Origin of the sequence: Martelella mediterranea DSM 17316, assembly GCF_002043005.1 — a bacterium.
GTDB lineage: Bacteria > Pseudomonadota > Alphaproteobacteria > Rhizobiales > Rhizobiaceae > Martelella > Martelella mediterranea.
This window is the reverse complement of the sequence record NZ_CP020330.1, coordinates 4,519,094-4,540,367: the sequence shown is the minus strand read 5'-3', so window position 1 is coordinate 4,540,367 and position 21,274 is coordinate 4,519,094. Positions and strand designations below refer to the sequence as shown.

The 21,274-nt window shown below is 62.9% G+C and carries 22 protein-coding genes; 19 read left to right on the top strand and 3 right to left on the bottom strand.

The features are described 5' to 3' along the window. Window positions 1-41: 41 nt before the first annotated feature. Window positions 42-917: a diaminopimelate epimerase gene (dapF, locus tag Mame_RS21145; protein WP_018064424.1), complete on the bottom strand. Its 876-nt coding sequence runs from the start codon at window positions 915-917 to the stop codon at window positions 42-44. Between the two features lie 303 nt (window positions 918-1,220). Here dapF and Mame_RS21140 point away from each other — a divergent pair, with 303 nt between their 5' ends. Together Mame_RS21140 and Mame_RS21135 are read left to right on the top strand one after the other, a co-directional pair. Continuing rightward, the gene (locus Mame_RS21140) at window positions 1,221-2,120 is read left to right on the top strand and encodes a DMT family transporter (protein WP_018064425.1); all 900 of its coding nucleotides are present in this window, start codon (window positions 1,221-1,223) and stop codon (window positions 2,118-2,120) included. A 22-nt stretch (window positions 2,121-2,142) separates the two neighbouring features. Then, complete coding sequence (locus tag Mame_RS21135; RefSeq protein ID WP_018064426.1) at window positions 2,143-2,832, top strand: DNA alkylation repair protein; 690 nt, start codon at window positions 2,143-2,145, stop codon at window positions 2,830-2,832. A 2-nt stretch (window positions 2,833-2,834) separates the two neighbouring features. On the opposite strand, the gene Mame_RS21130 is transcribed toward Mame_RS21135, so the two are convergent. Further along, window positions 2,835-3,857, bottom strand: coding sequence for an MBL fold metallo-hydrolase (locus Mame_RS21130; RefSeq protein WP_018064427.1), 1,023 nt, complete (start codon window positions 3,855-3,857; stop codon window positions 2,835-2,837). Window positions 3,858-4,182: 325 nt separating this feature from the next. Between Mame_RS21130 and ffh the strand changes: the two genes are divergently transcribed. The 12 genes from ffh (at window position 4,183) to Mame_RS21065 (ending at window position 14,749) form a co-directional block, all read left to right on the top strand. Then, a complete protein-coding gene (ffh, locus tag Mame_RS21120) occupies window positions 4,183-5,715 on the top strand; it encodes a signal recognition particle protein (RefSeq protein WP_018064428.1) in 1,533 nt (510 codons plus the stop codon). After that, the gene (locus Mame_RS21115) at window positions 5,716-6,027 is read left to right on the top strand and encodes a chorismate mutase (RefSeq protein WP_018064429.1); all 312 of its coding nucleotides are present in this window, start codon (window positions 5,716-5,718) and stop codon (window positions 6,025-6,027) included. It begins immediately after the preceding gene. 31 nt (window positions 6,028-6,058) lie between these two features. Next, window positions 6,059-6,442, top strand: a complete 384-nt coding sequence (rpsP, locus tag Mame_RS21110; RefSeq protein WP_018064430.1) for a 30S ribosomal protein S16 — start codon at window positions 6,059-6,061, stop codon at window positions 6,440-6,442. A gap of 249 nt (window positions 6,443-6,691) precedes the next feature. Continuing rightward, on the top strand, window positions 6,692-7,258 hold the full coding sequence (gene rimM, locus Mame_RS21105) for a ribosome maturation factor RimM (RefSeq protein ID WP_026173409.1): 567 nt from the start codon (window positions 6,692-6,694) through the stop codon (window positions 7,256-7,258). Window positions 7,259-7,268: 10 nt separating this feature from the next. After that, entirely contained in the window at window positions 7,269-7,958 is a 690-nt protein-coding gene (gene trmD / locus Mame_RS21100; RefSeq protein WP_026173410.1) for a tRNA (guanosine(37)-N1)-methyltransferase TrmD, read from the top strand. Next, on the top strand, window positions 7,951-8,475 hold the full coding sequence (locus tag Mame_RS21095; RefSeq protein WP_018064433.1) for a GNAT family N-acetyltransferase: 525 nt from the start codon (window positions 7,951-7,953) through the stop codon (window positions 8,473-8,475). The genes trmD and Mame_RS21095 overlap by 8 nt, the downstream gene beginning before the upstream one ends. Before the next feature lie 178 nt (window positions 8,476-8,653). Further along, a complete protein-coding gene (rplS, locus tag Mame_RS21090; protein ID WP_018064434.1) occupies window positions 8,654-9,121 on the top strand; it encodes a 50S ribosomal protein L19 in 468 nt (155 codons plus the stop codon). 73 nt (window positions 9,122-9,194) lie between these two features. Continuing rightward, window positions 9,195-9,476 carry a hypothetical protein gene (locus Mame_RS21085; RefSeq protein WP_155122163.1) on the top strand — a complete coding sequence of 94 codons (282 nt, stop codon included), beginning with the start codon at window positions 9,195-9,197 and terminating at the stop codon, window positions 9,474-9,476. Window positions 9,477-9,569: 93 nt separating this feature from the next. Further along, window positions 9,570-10,370: a transporter substrate-binding domain-containing protein gene (locus tag Mame_RS21080; protein WP_018064436.1), complete on the top strand. Its 801-nt coding sequence runs from the start codon at window positions 9,570-9,572 to the stop codon at window positions 10,368-10,370. 7 nt (window positions 10,371-10,377) lie between these two features. Then, complete coding sequence (locus Mame_RS21075; protein ID WP_018064437.1) at window positions 10,378-11,232, top strand: amino acid ABC transporter permease; 855 nt, start codon at window positions 10,378-10,380, stop codon at window positions 11,230-11,232. 269 nt (window positions 11,233-11,501) lie between these two features. Continuing rightward, on the top strand, window positions 11,502-12,911 hold the full coding sequence (leuC, locus tag Mame_RS21070; RefSeq protein WP_018064438.1) for a 3-isopropylmalate dehydratase large subunit: 1,410 nt from the start codon (window positions 11,502-11,504) through the stop codon (window positions 12,909-12,911). A gap of 320 nt (window positions 12,912-13,231) precedes the next feature. Next, on the top strand, window positions 13,232-14,749 hold the full coding sequence (locus tag Mame_RS21065; RefSeq protein WP_018064439.1) for a sulfatase: 1,518 nt from the start codon (window positions 13,232-13,234) through the stop codon (window positions 14,747-14,749). Window positions 14,750-14,813: 64 nt separating this feature from the next. Here Mame_RS21065 and Mame_RS21060 read toward each other — a convergent pair whose 3' ends face one another. Continuing rightward, window positions 14,814-15,716 carry a GntR family transcriptional regulator gene (locus tag Mame_RS21060; protein ID WP_018064440.1) on the bottom strand — a complete coding sequence of 301 codons (903 nt, stop codon included), beginning with the start codon at window positions 15,714-15,716 and terminating at the stop codon, window positions 14,814-14,816. A 130-nt stretch (window positions 15,717-15,846) separates the two neighbouring features. Here Mame_RS21060 and Mame_RS21055 point away from each other — a divergent pair, with 130 nt between their 5' ends. From Mame_RS21055 to Mame_RS21035, 5 genes are all read left to right on the top strand, one after another. Next, window positions 15,847-16,872 (top strand): ABC transporter permease, encoded by a 1,026-nt coding sequence (locus Mame_RS21055; protein WP_018064441.1) that lies wholly within the window; start codon window positions 15,847-15,849, stop codon window positions 16,870-16,872. A 36-nt stretch (window positions 16,873-16,908) separates the two neighbouring features. After that, the gene (locus Mame_RS21050) at window positions 16,909-17,853 is read left to right on the top strand and encodes an ABC transporter substrate-binding protein (protein ID WP_018064442.1); all 945 of its coding nucleotides are present in this window, start codon (window positions 16,909-16,911) and stop codon (window positions 17,851-17,853) included. Between the two features lie 74 nt (window positions 17,854-17,927). Next, entirely contained in the window at window positions 17,928-18,698 is a 771-nt protein-coding gene (locus tag Mame_RS21045; RefSeq protein ID WP_018064443.1) for an ATP-binding cassette domain-containing protein, read from the top strand. After that, complete coding sequence (locus tag Mame_RS21040; RefSeq protein WP_018064444.1) at window positions 18,695-19,729, top strand: zinc-binding alcohol dehydrogenase family protein; 1,035 nt, start codon at window positions 18,695-18,697, stop codon at window positions 19,727-19,729. The genes Mame_RS21045 and Mame_RS21040 overlap by 4 nt, the downstream gene beginning before the upstream one ends. Then, window positions 19,726-21,222, top strand: coding sequence for a UxaA family hydrolase (locus Mame_RS21035; protein ID WP_018064445.1), 1,497 nt, complete (start codon window positions 19,726-19,728; stop codon window positions 21,220-21,222). The genes Mame_RS21040 and Mame_RS21035 overlap by 4 nt, the downstream gene beginning before the upstream one ends. Window positions 21,223-21,274 lie beyond the last annotated feature (52 nt).

Sequence of the window (21,274 nt, the reverse complement as noted above, 5' to 3'; positions counted from 1 at the left end):
CTCTGGGGTGCTGTTAAGCGCGTTTCCCAACGAAGAAAAACTCAACGTTCCCATTCTCCCGTGTTGGGGTCCACTCTTCCCGACCATTCATGTTCCGCCGGCCCCGTCATGATGACGTGGTCGTCGTCCTCGCGCCAGTCGATCTCAAGCGCGCCCGCCGGGACGTAGACCGAGACCTTGCGGCCGGTGCGGCCGGTGCGCGCGGCGGTGACGGCGGCGGCGCAGGCGGCGGAGCCGCAGGCAAGCGTCAGGCCGGCGCCGCGTTCGAAGGTCTTCAGCGACAGCGAGGACGGCGAGGTGACCTGCGCCAGCGAGATATTGGCGCGCTCGGGAAACATCGGATGATGTTCGTAGCGCGGGCCGAAGGCGAGGAGATCGTAGCTGTCGACATCGCGCGGCACGAAGAACACGGCATGGGGGTTGCCCATGGAGGCCGCCGAAAAGCGCTGCAGTGCTGGGTCGGGCTCGAAGGGCTCGGAGAGCGCGATATGCTTGGTGTCGCCGGGCGAGCCGGAGAGAGGAATTTTTTCCCATGCGAATTCCGGCGGTCCCATGTCCACCGAAATCCGCCCGTCCTCGAACCGGTCGGCGACGAGCGCGCCGGCAATCGTGCGGAAATCGAAATGGCTGCGCCCGTCAGCGGAAAACAGATAGTCGACGACGCAGCGTGTGCCGTTGCCGCAGGCCTGGGCCATCGATCCGTCGGAGTTCAGGATGTCGATCCAGCCGTCGGGGGCATCCTCGCGCGGGTCGTAAAGCGCCATGATCTGGTCGAAGGCGGTGTCGGGATGGGCGTTGAGGCGGATGGCGGCCTGCGGGGTGACCTTGTCGGTCCGCCCGCGCATGTCGATCACCAGGATCTTGTTGCCAAGCCCGTTCATGCGCGTCAGCGGCGCCCAGTGTTCGCGGTCGTTCATGCCCGGCACTCCTGTCAGTCATGCGGTCTTATATGGGCATATCGGCGCGCCGTCACCAGTCTTGGCGGTGAAGCCCGGAAAAATCCGCCGACGGAACCGCATGGGCCATCGCCGGCCTTTGCCAAGGCGGTGTTTCGTGATTAGGTTCAGCGATAACATACTGCGCTGCGCCGCTATTGCGGGCCGCACCGCCTTCGAAAGTCCGCTCACCATGCCCATTCGCCATTCCGGTTCGACGAACCCGCCAGTCCCGGCGCGCAGCGCCTGCGCATACACGCCCGGGCGAAGCGCCGGAATGCCGGCATGAAAGTCTCGGGCATTCTGCTGGCCTTCGCGGCGGTCACGATCTTTTCCGCGCAGGATGCGATCACGCGCCATCTCGGCCCGCTTTATTCGCCGTTCTTCATCGCCATGGTGCGGTTCTGGGCGTTTGCGGGCTTCGTCATGGTGCTGGCGGCGCGCCGGCCGGGCGGCTTTGCCGCCGCGATCCGGACGGATCATCTCGGTCTCCAGATCGTGCGGAGCCTGCTGCTGATCACCCAGATCCTGATCGCGATCTTCTCCTTCTCGATCGTCGGCCTGGCGCAGAGCCAGGCGATCTTCATGGCGGCCCCGCTCGTCGTGGCGCTGCTGTCGGTGCCGATCCTGGGCGAAAGGGTCGGCTGGCGGCGCTGGCTGGCGATCATCAGCGGGCTTGTGGGGGTGATGATCATCATCGATCCGCTGGGCGAACGGTTTTCGCTGGCAACGCTGATCCCGGTGGCGAGTTGTTGCGTCTTTGCGCTCTACTCGCTGTTGACGCGGCTCGCCGGCCGTTATGACAGCGCCGATGTCAGCCTGTTTTACACCGGCGTTGTGGGCATGGTCGTGACCAGCCTGATCGGGCCGTTCTTCTGGGAAGAGATGCTGCCGGTCGACTGGTTCTGGCTGACGGCGCTCTGCTTTACCGGGATTGCCGGTCACTACTGTCTCATCCGTGCGCTTGCGATCACCGAGGCGGTCACGGTGCAGTCTTTTATCTATCTGCAGCTTGTCTACGGTCTGCTTTTCGGGGTGCTGCTGTTCAACGAGACGCTGACGATGAACATGCTGGCCGGGGCTGCGATCGTGGTCGGCGCCGGGTTCTTCACCATCTGGCGGGAACACGCCCTGAGGAAACGGGAGATCGCGGCATCCACGGGCGCCTCGCTGGCGGGCCGGTGAGATTGGAATCGGAGGTTTACAGATGCTGTCACGTAATTCCTCGGCGGATGCCGTCCTGGCCGCTCTGGAGGCAAGCGCCGATCCGGCGCTGATTGCGGGCATGGACCGCGTCGGCATCCGGACGGAACACGCCATCGGGCTTTCCAATCCGGCCCTGCGGCAGATCGCCCGCGAGATCGGCGTCGAACACGGGCGGGCCGTCGCGCTGTGGCAAAGCCCGGTGCGCGAGGCGAAGCTGCTGGCGCTGCTCACATTCGATCCCGAGAGGCTGAAGCCGGACGAGATGTTCGCGCTCGCCGGTGATTTCACCTCCTGGGAGATGGTCGATATGGCCGCCGACCTGTTCGTGGAGGCCGGGCTTGATCCGGCGCTGATCGCGCGGTTTGCGGCCGACGACCGGGAATTCGCGCGCCGCACGGCCTTCGCCATGGTCGCGGGCGCGGCCGTTCACTGCAAGAGCGAGCCGGATGAAACCTTCATCGCCTTCCTGCCGCTGATCGAGGCCCATGCCGGTGACGACCGGAATTTCGTGAAGAAGGCCGTGAACTGGGCGCTGCGCAACATCGGCATGCGGAACAGGCCCTGCCATGCCGCCGCCCTCGCGCTAGCCGAAAAGCTGGCGGGCTCGGAGGACAGAACTCGCCGCTGGATCGGCCGCGACGCGGTGAAATATCTCAGCGACCCGAAACGGCTGGCGCGGCTGAAGGGCTGATCTTAGTCGGTCTCCGGCACGTCGAAGGCCTCGCCCGGTTCGAGCGGGCGGAACTTGTCTTCGGCAATGCCGGCATCCGCAAGGGCTGATTTCAGCAGCTTGACCGGATCGTCCCGTCCTTCGTCGGTGAGCTGGAATGTGCCGAAATGGTGGCCGCAGGCGTAAGCCGCGTTGCAGAGCTCGTAGCCGCTGACGGCCTCGACCGGATCCTGATGCTCGTTCTTCATGAAGTAGCGCGGCTCATAGGCGCCGATCGGCAGGTTGGCGAGCCGGAAGCCGCCGTATTTCTTTGCCGCCGCCTCGTAATTGCGGCCCTCGTGAAAGCCGGTGTCGCCGATATGGTAGATCAGCCCGGCCGGCGTCTCGATCACGAAGGCGGCCCAGAGCGCCATGCGCCGGTCGGCGACCCCGCGCGCGGACCAGTGGTGACAGGGCTCGGCAAAGACCCTGAGGCCGCCCGGAAGCGGCGCCTGCGCGCCCCAGTCGAGCACGGTGATATCGGCCTCGCGGACCTTGGAGCGGATGATCGTGTCATTGCCAAGCGGCGTGACGATGCGCGGCTTGTGGGCTTCGTGCAGCCGGGCGAGCGTCGGCAGGCTTAGGTGGTCGTAATGGTTGTGCGTGACCAGCGCGACGTCGATCGGCGGCAGGTCCTCGAAGGGAATGCCGGGGGCGCACACCCGCTTGGGGCCGGCGACCTCGAACGGGCTTGCCCGTTCGGTATAGATCGGGTCGGTGAGGATATTGATTCCGGCAACCTGAATCAGCAGCGTGGCATGGCCGATCATGGTGACCCGCATGGCGTCGCCCGTCACCCGTTCATCCGGCTTCGCCGGCGTGAACGCACATTCGACCTGCTTCGGCCAGAGCGACTTCTTGTTGTTGATCTGCCATTTGATGACTTCGCGAAAGCCGGGCGGGTTCATGCCGTCGGGATTGAAGAACAGTTTTCCGTCGAAATGATCGCTTTTGGGGCCGGTGTAATAGCGGTTCTTTGACTGTAAGACGGTTCTGACCGGGATCATGGAGCCCTTGACCTTTCTTCGCCGGGAGCGCCCGGATGCATTGTCGATACCGTTATATGCGGTTGGGCCGAGGAAAGTTCCATGGGGGCGGTCGCCGGGGCAGGCTTGACTTTGCCGCAATCTTCCTGTTTATCCGCCTCAATCAGCTGACAGCAAGACGTTCAGCAGCCGACCGGGGCCCGCAAAGGTATAAAGAGAGCCCGGAGGTCAACATCCGACAGCGCGATGCGCCCTCGGATGGATTTTTGCTTTGCGTCTTGTATTTGCCGGCTGCTGTGCCAACGTTTCGACCTGACGACAAGCCGAAACGAAAGGGGAATGGGCCATGTTTGAAAACCTCCAGGACCGCCTTGGTTCCGTCCTCAAGGGACTGACCGGACGCGGCGCGCTTTCGGAAGCCGATGTTTCGGCGGCCCTGCGCGAGGTTCGGCGCGCCCTGCTGGAGGCCGACGTCGCGCTGGAAGTGGTGCGCGACTTCACCGCGAAGGTGAAGGAAAAGGCCGTTGGCGCGGATGTTCTGAAATCGATCAAGCCCGGCCAGATGGTCGTCAAGATCGTGCATGACGAACTGGTCGAGATGCTGGGCGCCGAGGGCGTCACCATCGATCTCAACGCGCCGTCGCCGGTCGTGATCATGATGGTCGGCCTGCAGGGCTCGGGCAAGACCACGACGACGGGCAAGATCGCCGCAAGGCTGACGAACCGCGACCGCAAGCGCGTGCTGATGGCCTCGCTCGACACCCGCCGGCCCGCGGCGCAGGAGCAGCTGAAGCAGATCGGCGAGCAGACCAAGGTCGACACGCTGCCGGTGATCAAGGGCCAGGACCCGGTCGCGATCGCCAAGCGCGCGGTGCAGGCGGCGAAGCTCGGCGGCCACGACGTCGTCATCCTCGATACCGCCGGCCGCACCCATATCGACGAGCCGCTGATGGTCGAGATGGCGGATATCCGCAAGGTCTCGAACCCGCATGAAATCCTGCTTGTGGCCGATAGTCTCACCGGCCAGGACGCCGTCAATCTGGCGCGTAATTTCGATAGCCGCGTCGGCATTACCGGCCTGGTGCTGACCCGCATGGATGGCGACGGTCGCGGTGGCGCTGCGCTTTCGATGCGCGCGGTCACCGGCAAGCCGATCAAGCTGATCGGCACCGGCGAAAAGATGGATGCGCTGGAGGAGTTCCACCCCAAGCGCATCGCCGATCGCATTCTCGGCATGGGCGATATCGTCTCGCTGGTGGAAAAGGCCGCCGAGACGATCGACGCCGACAAGGCCCGCGCCATGGCCGAGAAAATGGCCAAGGGCAAGTTCGACCTCAACGACATGGCCGAACAGCTGAAGCAGATGCAGAATATGGGCGGCATGGGCGGCATCATGGGTATGATGCCGGGCATGGGCGGCATGAAGGACAAGCTGGCGGCCGCCGGCATGGACGACAGCGTGTTCAAGCGCCAGCTCGCGATCATCTCGTCGATGACCAGATATGAGCGCGCCCATCCGGACGTTTTGAAGAATTCGCGCAAGAAGCGCATCGCCGCCGGCTCCGGCACGTCTGCCGCCGACATCAACAAGCTTTTGAAGATGCACCGCCAGATGGCCGACATGATGAAGGCCATGGGCGGCAAGGGCAAAGGCAAGATGAAGCAGATGATGAGCATGCTCGGTGGCGGCGGTGGCATGCCGGGCGGCCTTCCGGGCGGAATGGGCGGCATGCCCGACCTTTCCAAGCTCGACGCCAACCAGCTTGCCGAACTGCAGAAGCAGGCCGGCAGTCTCGGCGGCGGCATGCCTGGCGGGCTTCCTGGCCTTGGCGGGCCGAAGCTTCCGGGGCTCGGCGGTTTCGGCAAGGGGAAGAAATAAATGAACGACACTGAAATCCGCCAGCAGCTTCTGCAATACCGCCAGTCGATCGACAATCTCGATGCCGCACTGGTGCATATCCTGGCCGAACGGTTCCGCTGCACCAAGGCGGTGGGGCACCTGAAGGCCGAGCATGATCTTCCGCCAGCCGATCCGGCGCGGGAGGAACAGCAGATTTCGAGGCTTCGGGCTCTGGCGAAAAGCGCCGACCTCGATCCCGACTTTGCCGAGACATTCCTGAATTTCATTATCAAGGAAGTTATTCGGCACCATGAGCAGATCGCCGCCGAACACAGCGGCATCGAACAGTAAGGCCAAACAGGCCACCTAAGGAGAAAAGAAAATGGCAATCAAGATTCGTCTCGCCCGCGGCGGCTCCAAGAAGCGTCCGTACTACCACATCGTCGCCGCCGACGAGCGCTCCCCGCGCGATGGCCGCTTCATCGAGAAGCTCGGCCACTGGAACCCGATGCTGCCGAAGGATTCGGAAGAGCGCGTCACCTTCGATGAAGAGCGCGTGAAGTACTGGCTCGGCACCGGCGCCCAGCCGACCGACCGTGTTCTTCGTTTCCTCGCCGAAGCCGGCATTGTCGAGCGCAAGGCCCGCAACAACCCGAACAAGGCAAAGCCTGGCAAGAAGGCCGAAGAGCGCGCCGCCGAGAAGAAGCAGAAGGCCGAAGAAGCCGCCGCTGCCGCTGCCGAAGCGACCGCCGAAGCTTCGGAATAAGGCGGGGGCCGGCGCATCGGTGCTGCCTTGGGGCAGGGTGCTGCGCTATTGCTTGTAATGCCTCGTTCTCTCGTGGGTCATGCTCGGGCTTGACCCGAGCATCCAGGCCGCTCGGAGAACGTCGCCTGGACCCTCGGGTCAAGCCCGAGGGTGACGCCGGGAATGGGGTAGCTGATAAAAGGCCGGGCGCTCGCGTCCGGCCCTTTTCCTTTGGCCCGAAACGGCATAGATAAATTTCGAGGTGGGACCATGGTGAAGCTGAAAGACCCGGTATTGATGGCGAGCATCGGCGCGGCGCAGGGGCTGCGCGGCGATGTGCGGGTGCGCTGCTTCAGCGCCAATCCGCTTTCCGTCGGCGATTACGGCCATCTTCATGCCGAAGACGGCCGCAGTTTCGAGATTCTCGAAATCCGGCCGGGCAAGAACAACATGGTGGTAATCCGCTTTCGCGGGGTCAATGACCGCACCGCCGCCGAGGGCTTGCGCGGTCTCGACCTCTACATCGAACGCGAGAACCTGCCCGACGACGAGCTCGACGACGACGAATATTTCTATGCCGATCTCGAAGGCCTCGACGTTTTCGACGACGCCGGCAACAATTACGGCGCGGTCAGCGCGGTGTTCGATTTCGGCGCCGGCGATCTCTTGGAGCTGAAAGGCCCCGGCCGCCGCCCGGTGCTGATCCCGTTCAACGAGAACGCGGTGCTGGAGGTGGATTTCGAGGACGGGCGCATCCTGATCGATCCGGTGGCCGCCGGCCTGATCGACGAAAACGACGATGACAACCCGGATTTTCCCGGCGCCGGCGGCGCGTGAAGGCCGCGCCATGAGCTTCAAGGCAACAGTGCTGACGCTCTACCCGGAGATATTTCCTGGCCATCTGGGCTTCTCGCTCGCGGGCAAGGCTGCCGAGCGCGGCGACTGGTCGCTCGATGCCGTCAATATCCGCGATTTTGCCGAGGACAGGCACAGAAGCGTCGACGATACGCCTGCCGGCGGCGGGGCGGGCATGGTGCTGCGCGCCGACGTTCTGGCCAAGGCGATCGACGCCGTTTCCGGCGATGACGCCCGGCCCCGGCTGCTGATGAGCCCGCGCGGACGGCCGCTGACGCAGCAGCGGGTGCGGGAGCTGGCCGAAGGCCCCGGTGCGGTTATCGTCTGCGGCCGCTTCGAGGGCGTTGACCAGCGGGTGATTGACGGGCGCAATCTCGAGGAGGTTTCGATCGGGGACTATATCCTGTCGGGCGGCGAACCGGCGGCGCTGACGCTGCTCGATGCGGTCGTCAGGGTCCTGCCGGGCGTGATGGGCAATGCCGAATCCGGCACCCATGAAAGCTTCGAGAACGGCCTTCTGGAACATCCGCATTATACCCGGCCTGCCGAGTGGGAAGGGCAGGGCATTCCCGAGGTGCTGACCTCCGGCAATCACGCCGCGATCGACAAATGGCGGCATGAACAGGCGCTTGAATTGACTCGCGCGCGACGGCCGGACCTGTTGGAGGGTGACGATGTCTGAACCGGTGCGGCTGGTTCCGTTTACCGAAGATGATTTCGAAACGCTTGCGGGCTGGTTTCCCAATGCGCGTGCGCTTGCCCAGTGGGGGAGTACGCGGCTTACCTTTCCGCTCGATGCGGCACAGATGCGCGCGATGCTCGCGCTTTCAACCGGCGAGCGCCCCGCATGGGTCTACTTCACGGCGAGAAAGGGCGATGCTGTGGTTGGCCATTGCGAGATTTTCTATGATCATTTCGATGGCGTCGCCCGGCTCTGCCGCATCGTGGTTGCGCCCGCGCACCGGGGGCAGGGACTTGCGCGACCGATGCTGACCTGTCTTGTGGACGAGGCGTTGAAGGACGCTTCGATCGAGCGGGTCGAACTGAATGTCTATGATTTCAATGAAACGGCGATCCGCGCCTATCAGGCCTTCGGGTTCCGCATGGAAGGGGTTCGCCGCTCTTCGGCGCGGTTTTTGAACGAGCGCTGGGACACATGCATGATGAGCCTGCTGCGCTCGGAATGGGAAAGCCGCTGAAAAGGGGTGACAGGCCCCGAAAAATCGTCTATAGGCCCGCCCTGACCGGTGTTTCCGGTTACCTAAATGAAGAACCGCGTAACGCTCCGGCCCTTTGAGGCCAATCCGGCGGCTTTGACCAAAGGATGATTGTCGGGCGCTCTGGCTGTTGAAGCAAGACTGACAAGAGGTAAGACCGATGAACATCATCGAGCAGCTCGAAGCTGAAGAAACCGCGCGCATCAACGAACTGCGCGAACTGCCCCCGTTCGAAGCTGGCGACACCGTGCGCGTCAATGTTCGCGTCACGGAAGGCACCCGCACCCGCGTGCAGGCCTTCGAAGGCGTCTGCATCGCCCGTTCCGGCGGCGGCATCCACGAGAACTTCACGGTTCGCAAGATTTCCTACGGCGAAGGCGTCGAGCGCGTATTCCCGGTTTACTCGCCGCAGGTCGAGGGCGTTGAAGTCGTTCGCCGCGGTAAGGTCCGTCGCGCCAAGCTTTATTACCTGCGCGACCGTCGCGGCAAGTCGGCCCGTATTGCCGAGAACACCTCGGTGCGTTCGCGTCGCCTGAACGACGAAGCCCGCGAAATTGCGGCCGCAGCCCGCGCCGCCGCCAAGGCCGAGAAGGAAGCCGCTGCCGCCGAAAAGGCGAACGAAGCATAAGCTTCCAGTAGAATTCGCATAGCTGAAGAGCCGCCATCGCGCGGCTCTTTTGCATTTCCGGGTTGCGGCGGCTTTGTTTGACAAGAAAAAGTCGAAATCGCTTCCTATCTACAGCGTCCTTGAAACGAAAAGCCGATTGCCGCCGAAAGACGACCGGCGAAACGGAGCAGAGATGTTCATGAAGCGCGCCAAAGTGGCTGGCGCAACCCCGACGCTGGGAACCATTGCCACACCCGTGCTGCACGCCAGAGCGCTCACGCGCGACGTGTTCGAATTCCTGAGTGAAGACGATCCTGATCCCTCCAGTCGACGCCCCCTTGAAGAGACCGAGAAGCAAAGCGAGCGCCTGCACTGATCTCGCTGAAGCGGTTTCGGGCTGCGCCGGGCTTGCGCGGTTACGTCCGGATATGACACCTTGCGGCAATCATCTGCTGCAAGGAGTTATAGCATGCTGTCGAGACGCGCCCTTTGCGCCGCGGTTCTGGTTTCGCTGGGCGCGTTTGCAAGCCCGGCCTTTGCCGCCGAACTGCCCGACCTTGGCGGACGGACTGTCACCGTCGTTTCCGAAAACACCTATCCGCCGCTGCAATTCATCGATCCCAAGACCGGCGAGGCGATCGGCTGGGAATATGACGCGGTCGCCGAGATCGCAAAGCGTCTGAACCTCGATATCGAATACACCACGACAAGCTGGGACGCGATGATCCAGGCGATCCATGACGGCCAGTACGACATGGCCATGAACGGCATCACCATCCGCGACGACCGCAAGGCGATGGTCGATTTTTCCGAGCCCTACATGCATTCCGAAATGATGATGCTGGCGCGCGGCGACGAGGACCGATTCGACGATGCAGAAAGCTTCGCGGCCTTCGAGGACGGCCTGATCGGCTCCCAGCCCGGCACCACGCCGTTCTACACCGCCGTCTACGAGGTGCTGGACGGCGACGAGCAGAACCGGCGCATCAAGCTTTACGAAACCATCGGAGCGGCGATCCAGGCTCTGAGGATCGGCGATGTCGATCTGGCGCTGACCGACAGCACGGCCGCCAACGGCTATGTGAAAGTCTCGAACGGCGCGCTGAAGCTGATCGGCGAGCCGCTCGGCGCCGAGGATTTCGGCTTCATCTTCCCGCCCGGTTCGGATCTCGTGGCGCCGTTCAATGCCGCGATCTCCGATATGGCGGCCGACGGCACGCTCGATGCGCTGAACCAGAAATGGTTCGTCGATTACGCCATGGGTCAGTAGGCGGGCCATGAGCTTCCAGAAACTGCCTGCCGGCAATGCGGGCGAGCGGCCGTGGTGGCTTTACGCCTTCCTGGCGCTCGCCGGCGCCGCAGGCATCGCGATTGCAGTCAACGGGCTTTACGCTCAGGTGTTCGCGATCGTCGCCAAGGGCATCGGCGTCACCGTGTTCGTGACGCTGGTCGCCTTCGCGCTGGCAACGGTCATCGGCATGGCGATCGCGCTGATGGGGCTTTCAGGCCATGTGGCGCTGCGCCAGTCCGCGCGTTTCTATGTCGAGATCATTCGCGGCATACCGATCCTGGTGCTGCTGTTCTACGTCGCCTTCGTCGGCGCGCCGGCCATGGTGGCATTTGCCAATTTCTTGCTGACACCGCTGATCGATTCCGGCGTGATGGATAAGATCGTGGTGCGGGATTTCTCGCTGATGTGGCGGGCGATCATCGCGCTCACCATTGGTTACGCAGCCTTCATCGCGGAAATATTCCGCGCCGGCATCCAGGCGGTGGACGAGGGCCAGATCGAGGCCGCACAGGCGCTGGGCCTTACCCGGTTTCAGCGGTTCCGGCTGATCGTGTTTCCGCAGGCGATCCGCACCATCTTCCCGCCGCTCTCCAACGATTTCGTGTCGATGGTGAAGGATTCCTCGCTGGTGTCCGTGCTCGGCGTCGCCGATATCACCCAGATGGGCAAGGTCTATGCGGCAAGCTCGTTCCGCTTCTTCGAGACCTATTCGATCGTCGCCTATATCTACCTGCTGCTGACCATCGGCCTGTCGCTGATCCTGCGCGGCATCGAACGCCGGATGCGGCAGAAGGCCAGACTTGCGCGCGATGCCTCCCCGGGCGTTTTCCCGCCAGCGTGACGGGGTCGGGCCGGTTTTGAGCCGCGCCGGAAGTGATTGCCGTCCCCGCGGAAAGCTGTTAATAACCCGGTCCATGAGGACCATAGACCATCGCAATCAGGCCGTATCGCCGCGGCCCTTCGTTCTGCAGGACAGGAAGCGCCTGCCGGGACGGTTCTTTGCGATGATTTCCGGCGCGCTCAACGCCCGACTTAGCTGATCGCCTTCAGCGTCACAGTCGGCTTCCCGCCGTATTTTTCCTTTTATCTCGACATATGGGTCATGAAACCATGAGCAAAGCGCGCACACTTTACGACAAGATTTGGGACGATCATCTGGTCGACAGCCAGGATGACGGCACCTGTCTCATCTACATCGATCGCCACCTGGTGCATGAAGTCACCAGTCCGCAGGCGTTCGAAGGGCTGCGTCTGGCGGGCCGCAAGGTCCACGCGCCGGTCAAGACGCTTGCCGTCGTCGACCACAACGTCCCGACCACGCCGGACCGCGTCAACGGCATCAAGAACGAGGAAAGCCGCATCCAGGTGGCCGCCCTCGCGCAGAACGCGCTCGATTTCGGCGTTGAATATTACTCCGAAAAGGACAAGCGCCAGGGCATCGTCCACATCGTCGGCCCCGAACAGGGCTTCACGCTGCCGGGCATGACGATCGTGTGTGGCGACAGCCACACCTCGACGCATGGCGCTTTCGGCGCGCTGGCGCACGGCATCGGCACGTCGGAGGTCGAGCATGTGCTCGCCACCCAGACGCTGATCCAGTCCAAGGCCAAGAACATGCTGGTGCGCGTCGATGGCAAGGCGCCGGAAGGCGTCACCGCCAAGGATATCATTCTGGCGATCATCGGCGAGATCGGCACGGCAGGCGGCACCGGCCATGTCATCGAGTTCGCCGGCGAGGCGATCCGCGACCTTTCCATGGAAGGCCGCATGACGGTCTGCAACATGACGATCGAAGGCGGCGCCCGCGCCGGCCTGATCGCGCCGGACGAGAAAACCTTCGAATACATCAAGGGCCGTCCGCGCGCGCCTCAGGGCGAGGCCTGGGACAAGGCGGTTGAATACTGGAAGTCGCTGACGACTGACGAGGGCGCGGAATATGACCGCGTGGTGGTGCTGGATGCCGCCAACCTGCCGCCGATCGTATCCTGGGGCTCGTCTCCGGAAGATGTCATCGCCATCACCGGCGAAGTGCCGAACCCGGACGACATCAAGGACGAGAACAAGCGCAGCTCCAAGTGGCGGGCGCTGAAATATATGGGGCTCACGCCCGGAACCAAGATGACTGACGTTGCCGTCGACCGCGTGTTCATCGGCTCCTGCACCAATGGCCGCATCGAGGATCTGCGCGCGGCCGCCGCCGTCGCCAAGGGCCGCAAGGTGGCAAGCACTGTCAACGCCATGATCGTGCCGGGCTCCGGACTCGTCAAGGAACAGGCGGAAGCCGAAGGCCTCGACAAGATTTTCCTCGAGGCCGGTTTCGAATGGCGCGAGCCGGGCTGTTCCATGTGCCTGGCGATGAACGACGACCGGCTGAAGCCGGAGGAGCGCTGCGCCTCGACCTCGAACCGCAATTTCGAGGGCCGTCAGGGCTACAAGGGCCGCACCCATCTGGTGTCGCCCGCCATGGCCGCCGCCGCCGCCATCGAGGGCCATTTCGTGGACATCCGCGACTGGAAGTAAGCGACCAGTACGGTCCATTTTTCATAAGCCATTGAGCAGGGGGCGGAGCGATCCGCCCCTTTCTTTTGTTGAGTAGGCTTCGTCATGCCCGGGCCTGTCCCGGGCAACGAGAGGTTTTCCGTCAGCGTGGGGGCGGCTCAGGCGTTTCTTTTCGGCGACGGTTCGCGCGCGGTCGGTCGCCCGGAGGCCTGGGGATTCTCAATATGCCGGGAACCGGGCACGGGCCGGGTCAGGGCGATATCTTTCAGTTATTGCGGGCCAACCAACATTCATTATCATTTCATGGATAGCTCCGCCATATTCCTGCGGAAGGAGCATTCATGAGAACCATTTTCGTCTTGTTTGATAGTCTGAACCGCGCCGCGCTCGGCGCTTACGGCGGAACTGCGGTGAAGACGCCGAACTTCGATCGTTTCGCCGCCCGCGCGGTGACGTTCGACAGTCACTATGTCGGCTCGCTGCCCTGCATGCCCGCGCGTCGCGACATGCATGGGGGGCGTCTGAACTTCACCCACCGCTCATGGGGACCTCTGGAACCATTCGACAATTCCTTTGCCGATATCATGAAGCGGAGCGGCGTCTACACCCATCTGATCACGGACCATCTGCATTATTTCGAGGATGGCGGGCATGGGTTTCACACGCGCTTTTCAAGCTACGATTTTATCCGCGGACAGGAATACGATCCTTGGGTTGCCATGGTGAAGCCGCCGCTGGACCGAATCCGGGAAAAGTTCGATGCGCGCCATTACAACACCGAGAAGCCTGACAAGCGTTTGCAGCACGCGATCAATCGCGAGACAATCGTGGCGGAAGAGGATTTTCCCGGCCCGCGATGCTTCGCATCGGCCTTCGAGTTCCTCGACCGCAACCGTACGGCCGACGACTGGTTCCTGATGCTGGAGTGCTTCGATCCTCATGAACCCTTCCACGCGCCCGACCGTTTCAAGGCAGCCTACGAGACGGGCTACAATGGCGGCGTGCTCGACTGGCCGCATTATGACCGCGTGACTGAAAGCCCCGAGGAAATCGCGGAGATCCGCGCGAACTACGCGGCGCTCGTCGCCATGTGCGATGAATATTTCGGCAGGTTGATCGACTATATGGACGAACACGATATGTGGAAGGACACATGCGTCGTGCTGTCGACTGACCACGGGTTCCTGCTTTCCGAACATGACTGGTGGGGCAAATGCCGAATGCCCTATTATGACGAGGTATCCCACATTCCGCTGATGATCCATCATCCCGATCACCAGCAACATGCGGGCACTCGCCGCAAGCATCTGACGCAGACGACCGATCTGATGCCGACCTTCATGGATATCCACGGTCTGGACGTGCCGCAGGAGGTGACCGGGCGAAGCATCATGCCGCTCCTGGCGCGCGATGAGGCCATCCGCGATGCGGCCGTCTTCGGGGTTTTTTCAGGCCCCATCGGCGTGACCGATGGCGCACACGCGCTCTACCATTATCCGCCGGACCTTTCCCGCGAGGGCCTCAGCGAATATACGCTTGTTGCGAACCACATGACGGCCCCGTTCACGATCGAGGAACTGCGCACCGCGCGGCTTCATCCGGGCTTCGATTTTACGAAAGGCGTTCCGGTGCTCGCGATCGAAGCACGCCGCGACGCCAAGCGTGTGCCCTATAATGACGGCAAGGGCTTCGATGATCTCGGCACCCGGCTGTATGACTTGAAGGCGGATCCGCGCCAGCAGGCGCCGATCGAGGACGCCGCCATCGCCGCAAACCTGTACCGTATGATGATCGATGTGCTGAAAGTCCATGACACGCCGGCGGAGGTCTACCGCTGGTATGAACTTGAAGCCGGGTAGGTACGAAGCCTCTGCATCGCCGGCGGCAAGCATTTCGGCCGTATCGCCCTGGCGTGAGAGCCGTTCAGAGCAAGGCGTGGCTGCGCATCGATGACAGGAGCGTCTGTTTCGAGGTCTTCAGGTGGTCGCGGGCCGTCGCCAGGGCGGCCTGTTCCTCGCGCGCTTTCAGCGCGTCGATAATTCTCAGATGCTCGCCGATCGCGGCGAGGTTACGGTCGCGCTCGTCCTTCTTGTCCCATTGATAGTGGTAGTGGAAGACGAGCGTGATGACCTTCTGGAATTCCGCGACGAAACGGTTCTTCACGACGCTGCCGATGGCGGTGTGGAAGCGTTCATCGAGCAGCGAGAAATCGTGATAGCGCTGATCGATATCCTCGGCGAGCCGGATGTGGTCGTTTCTGAGGTCCTCGAGCTGTTTCCATATGCCATGGGACTGCGGCAGGGCAACGAGATGCGAGACGGCATTGAGTTCGAGTATGGTGCGGAAGTCGGAAAGCTCGATCGCGAAATCGCGGGTGAAGCCGACCAGTTCCCATCCGCCCCTGGGTCGCCTGCGCACCAGCCCGAAACGGCTCAGCGAGGCGAGAAACTCCTGAAGGCCATAGGCCTGCACGCCGAATTTGCGCGACAGTTCCGTCACGTTCAGCGCCGTTCCGGGCGGCACGTCGAAGCGCAGGACCCAGTCGAGAAACTGGCGCTCCAACTCATCCTCCGACGGCTGGGTGGACTGAACGGCGAGCCTGTCTGTTTCACTTGGAAGCCGGAGCAGGGTTTTCGAGCGACCTTCCCAACTGATCAGGCCTTCCGCATTGAGTCGCTCAAGGGCGGAGCGCACGACCGTGCGGCTGACATCGAGTTGTTGCGCCAGCGCCAGTTCGGCCGGCAACTGATCGCCTGCCTGCCTGCCGGCGCAATAATCCAGAAGCTGGTTATAGGCCTCCCGGAAACGCTCGTCAGTTCTTGCCATGCCTGTTTCTCCGCGTTTTTCCGCTCTAACACGCGGATTGTTTTGTCGACAATGATAAAAAACAATTGACAACGACGTTTCCATGGATAGTTTTGTACTTAATTATATTGCACCGAATTTGGAGGAGCCTATGTCGGTGGCAGCGGAGGAGCCGCATCCCCTGGGAAGAATCGGCAGGATCAGCGCGGGCACGTTTCACCAGCTATCCGCCCTGATGACGCTGGCGATGCTGATCGCGATTTTCGCTTTCGGCAATGCGGCCTTCCTGTCGGTCAATAACGGCCTGACGGTGCTGTTGCAGACCTCGGTGATCGGGCTGATCGGCATCGGCATGACGATGGTCATCATCACCGGCGGCATCGATCTTTCGGTCGGCTCCGTTCTGGCGCTTTCGGGCACGGCCGCGGGGCTTATGGTGAAGGCCGGCCTGCCGGTGCCGGTCGCCATGTCGGCGGCGGTGCTGGTGGGCGCATTCTGCGGGTTCATCAATGGCGTCGTCATCACCAAGATGCGCATCACGCCTTTCGTCGCCACGCTCGGCATGATGATGATCGCCCGCGGCACGGCCCTGCAACTGACGGGGGCCGCACCGATTTCCCAGCTTGGCGAGGCGTTCGGCGTTCTTGGCAATGGCGCATTGTTCCGTCACGTCGAAAAGCTCCCGAATGGCCTGTCCAGGGTGGTGTTCCCGGGCATTCCCTATCCGGCCATCCTGCTGCTGATCGTTGCCATCTGCGGGGCCTATCTCTTGCGCCGGCGCGCGCTTGGCCGCCATATCTATGCCACCGGCTCCAACGAGGAGGCGGCACGGTTGTCGGGCGTCAATGTCGACGCGACCAAGATCGCCGCCTATGTCCTGTCCGGCGCGCTTGCCGGCGTTGCCGGAAACGTCCTGATGTCGCGTCTCGTGACCGCCCAGCCCAATGAGGGCGTGATGTACGAGCTCGACGCTATCGCCGCTGCGGTGATCGGCGGCGCCTCGCTGATGGGCGGCGTCGGCGGCATTTCCGGCACCATGATCGGCGCCTTCATCATCGGCGTGCTGCGCAACGGGCTCAACATGTCCGGCGTATCGGCCTTCATCCAGCAGATCATCATCGGTTTTGTCGTCATCCTAGCCGTCTTCATCGACCAGTTGCGCAGCAATCGCCGATAAACCAGTAAATCCATGTCTTTAAAGGGAGGAGAAACCATGAAGACGATTTTGAAAGCAGTGCTTGCAGCCAGTGCCATTGCCGCCGTGCCGTTTGCCACGGCGAGCGCGGCGGAAATCGCGGTCATTGTCAAAACGACCAATTCCAACTTCTGGCAGAACGTCAACAAGGGCGCGACGGCGGCCGTTGACGGCCAGTCGGATATCACCATGACCTTCGACGGTCCGGCTTCGGAGTCCGATATCGCGGCGGAAGTGAACATGGTCGACAACGCCGTCAACAAGGGCGTTGCCGGTATCGTGCTGGCCCCGTCCGACCCGGATGCGCTGGTGCCCGCCGTCAAGCGCGCCAATGAAGCCGGCATCCCGGTCGCGATCATCGACTCGTCGCTTTCGGATGCCGGCAAGGGCACCTACCAGACCTTCCTGTCCACCGATAACTGCGCCGCCGGCAAGCTTGCCGCCGACCGGATGATCGAGTTGACGGGCGGTGAAGGCAAGGTCGCCGTCATGTCCTATGTGGCGGGCGTCGGCTCGGAAATCGGTCGCGTCGGCTGCTTCGTTGACAAGATCAAGGCGGATTCCAAGATCGAGATCGTCGGTCCCTATTACTCGCAGTCGCAGATGGCGACCGCGCTGAACCAGACCACCGACGTTCTGGCCGCCAATCCGGACCTGAAGGGCATTTTCGGGGCCAATGAGCCGACCGCCGTCGGTATGGGCCGCGCCATCAAGCAGGCCGGCAAGGCCGGACAGGTCGCCGCCATCGGCTTTGACGGCAACAAGGACCTCCAGGACTTCGTCAAGGATGGCACGCTCAACGCCATTCTGGTGCAGGGATCGTTCCAGATGGGTGAAAAGGGCGTCCAGGCGATCATGGAGCTGATGGACGGCAAGTCCGTCGAGCCCCAGATCGATACCGGCGTCGTGCTCGTCACCAAGGACAATATCGACTCCGACGAAGCCCAGAACGTGCTTTACTAAGACTGGCTAATTCGCGCGGGGCGCACAGGCATCCCGCGCGATCTACCCATGCAAGATGACGCAGGACAAGTCCCATGACCCCGCTTGTTGAGATGATTGACATCGAAAAGCACTTCGGTGGTGTGAACGCCGTCAACGGCGTGTCGCTCAATCTTTATCCCGGCGAGGTGGTTGGCGTTCTCGGCCATAACGGGGCGGGCAAATCCTGTCTGATGCGCATCCTTTCCGGCGCCATGGTTCCAAGCAGCGGGACGATCCGCGTCGGTGGAACGGAGGTCAGGCTGGAGACGCCGCACGATGCGCGTCGTCACGGCATCGAAACCATCTACCAGACGCTGGCGCTCGCGGACCATCTCGATGCGCCGGCCAATCTGTTCCTCGGGCGCGAACTGAAAACCCGCTGGGGCAATCTCGATGACAGGCGGATGATGGCGGAAGCCAAGAAGGTGCTGGCCCGGCTCAACCCGAATTTCCGCAATCTCGGGGATCCGGTCTCGCGCCTTTCGGGCGGACAGCGACAGGTGATCGCCATCGGCCGCGCGCTCTATTTCAATGCGAAGATATTGATCATGGATGAGCCCACCGCCGCCCTTGGCCCTTCCGAATCCGCCATGGTTGCCGATCTTATCCGGCAATTGCGCGACGAGGGCATCGGCATCTTCCTCGTCAGCCACGACATGCATGACGTCTTCGATCTGTGCGACCGCGTCATCGTGATGAACCGGGGCGAGCAGGTCGGCGCGCACGGCATCGAGGAGGTTACCAAGGACGATATTCTGAGCCTGATCATCAAGGGCGAACTCCCCATGGACTGGGCACCCCGGAACCAAGGACAATTGCAATGAACCGCCCCGAGAAAATGCATGCCGACACCATGACCTGCGGCGTCTGCGTCGAACCCGGCCTTTTCGAGCTGCGCGAAATGCCGTTGCCGGCGGAAGCGCCCGCGGGCTGGGCGCTGGTGGATATCTGCGCGGTCGGCATCTGCGGTACGGACTATCATATCTTCGAGGGCAAGCATCCCTATCTGAATTACCCGCGCGTTATCGGTCATGAACTGAGCGGCAGGCTGGTTGCCGATGCCGCCGGGCTCGCGGCCGGCGATCTGGTCGTCGTCAATCCTTATGTCTCCTGCGGGACCTGCCACGCCTGCAAACGCGGCAAGCCCAATTGCTGCGAAAAGATCGAGGTGCTCGGCGTTCATCGCGATGGCGGCATGAGCGCGCGGATTGCCGTGCCGGAGGGCAATCTCTATCCCGCCGAGGGGCTGACGGAGATACAGGCGGCGATGGTGGAATTCCTGTCCATCGGCGCCCATGCCGTGGCGCGCTCCGGCATTGAGGAAGGCGACCGGGTGCTCGTCACCGGCGCGGGGCCGATCGGCATCGGCGCGGCCCTTTTCTCCCGGCTCGCGGGCGCGGACGTGCATCTGCTCGACCTGAGCAAGGAGCGTCTGGCCATGGCGGCTGATAAATTCGGCTTCGAACATCTGCACAATGACAGCGACCCGGCCGGTATCCTGACCGGCGACCTGGCCTCGGGCTTCGACATCGTCTTCGACGCCACCGGCTCGGCTCGCGCGATCGAGGCCGGCTTCCCGTTGCTGGCGCATGGCTCGACCTATGTGCTCGTATCCGTGGTTAAAGACGACATCACCTTCAACGATGCCGAGTTCCACAAGCGCGAGACCCGCATTATCGGCAGCCGCAACGCGCTGAAAGCCGACTTCATGCGGGTCATGGAGGCGATCCGCAGCGGAAAGATAGACACCGATGCGCTGCTGTCGGCCGAACTGCCGCTGGCCGACCTGCCGGAGCGCTTCGCCGCGCTCGCCTCCGACCGCAGCGGGCTGATCAAGGCCGTGGTGCGGCCATGAGCGGCGCCCAGATTCTCCGGCTTCATCCCGACGACAATGTCTGCATCGCGCTCGTCGATCTGAAGCCGGGCGAGGCGGGTGCAAGCGAAGCCATTCCGCGTGGCCACAAAATGGCGCTCGTGGCCATCCCGGAAGGCGCGTTCGTGCGCAAATACGGCCAGATCATCGGCGTTGCGACGGTCGATATCGTCGCCGGCGCCCATGTGCATACGCAAAATCTCGGTGTTGGCACGGAGCGCGGCGGCGACGCGGGCACCTCGGAAATTCAGCCGATTGCGCCGGCGTCCGTTCGTGACACCTTCTTGGGCTACAAACGCCCGGATGGCCGGGTCGGAACCCGCAACTTCATCGGCATTCTGACGACCGTGAACTGTTCGGGCTCGGTGGCCCATTTCATTGCCGAGGAGGCCGAGCGCTTGGGCCTTCTGGCCGACCTCGAAAATGTCGATGGTGTGGTGCCGATCGCCCACGGTTCGGGCTGCGGCATGGCCGGGCAGGGCGAGGGCTACGAGACGCTGATGCGCACGCTGGCCGGTTACGCCCAGCATCCGAATTTCGGCGCGATCCTGCTGGTCGGGCTCGGTTGCGAGGTGATGCAGCTTCCCGTGCTCGCCGCGAAAAAGGAGCTGCGGGACCCGAGCCGCTTCCAGTTTCTGACGATCCAGAATGCCGGCGGCACGCGCAAGACGGTCGAGGCCGCGCTGCCGGTGCTGCGTCAACTGGCCGAAACGGCAAACAGGACGAGCCGCGAGCCGGTTTCGGCCGAACACCTGGTCATCGGCATGCAGTGCGGCGGTTCGGACGGGCTTTCGGGCATCACCGCCAATCCCGCGCTCGGCATCGCCTCGGACATGGTGGTGGCGCAGGGCGGCACCTCGATCCTGTCGGAAACCTCGGAAATCTATGGCGCGGAACATCTGCTGACCCGAAGGGCTAAGCCCGAGGTCGCGGCCGCGCTGATGGAGCGCATCGCCTGGTGGGAGGATTACTGCGCCCGCAATGGCGGCGAGATGGACAATAACCCGTCGCCGGGCAACAAGCGTGGCGGGCTGACCACGATCCTGGAAAAATCGCTCGGCGCTGTCGCCAAGGGCGGATCGGCCCCGCTGGAAGCGGTCTACAAATATGCCGAACCCGTCGACCGGCGGGGCTTCGTGTTCATGGACAGCCCGGGTTATGATCCCTGTTCGGTAACGGGGCAGGTGGCCTCGGGCGCCAATCTGATCGTCTTCACCACCGGCCGCGGCTCGGTTTCGGGCTATCGCCCGGTGCCCTGCATCAAGATCGCCACCAACAACGATCTTTGGGCGCGCATGGGTGAGGATATGGATATCAATTGCGGCGATGTGATCGACGGCGTGCCGCTGGCCGACAAGGGCGCGGAAATCTACCGCATGATGCTCGACGTCGCCTCTGGCCGCCCGACCAAGAGCGAGGCGCAGGGGTTTGGTCGGGTGGAGTTCATCCCCTGGCAGATCGGCGCGGTGATGTAGCGCGGCGCCGGTCTACAGGCCGTAAATCAAGAGCAATAATGATCTGGGGGAG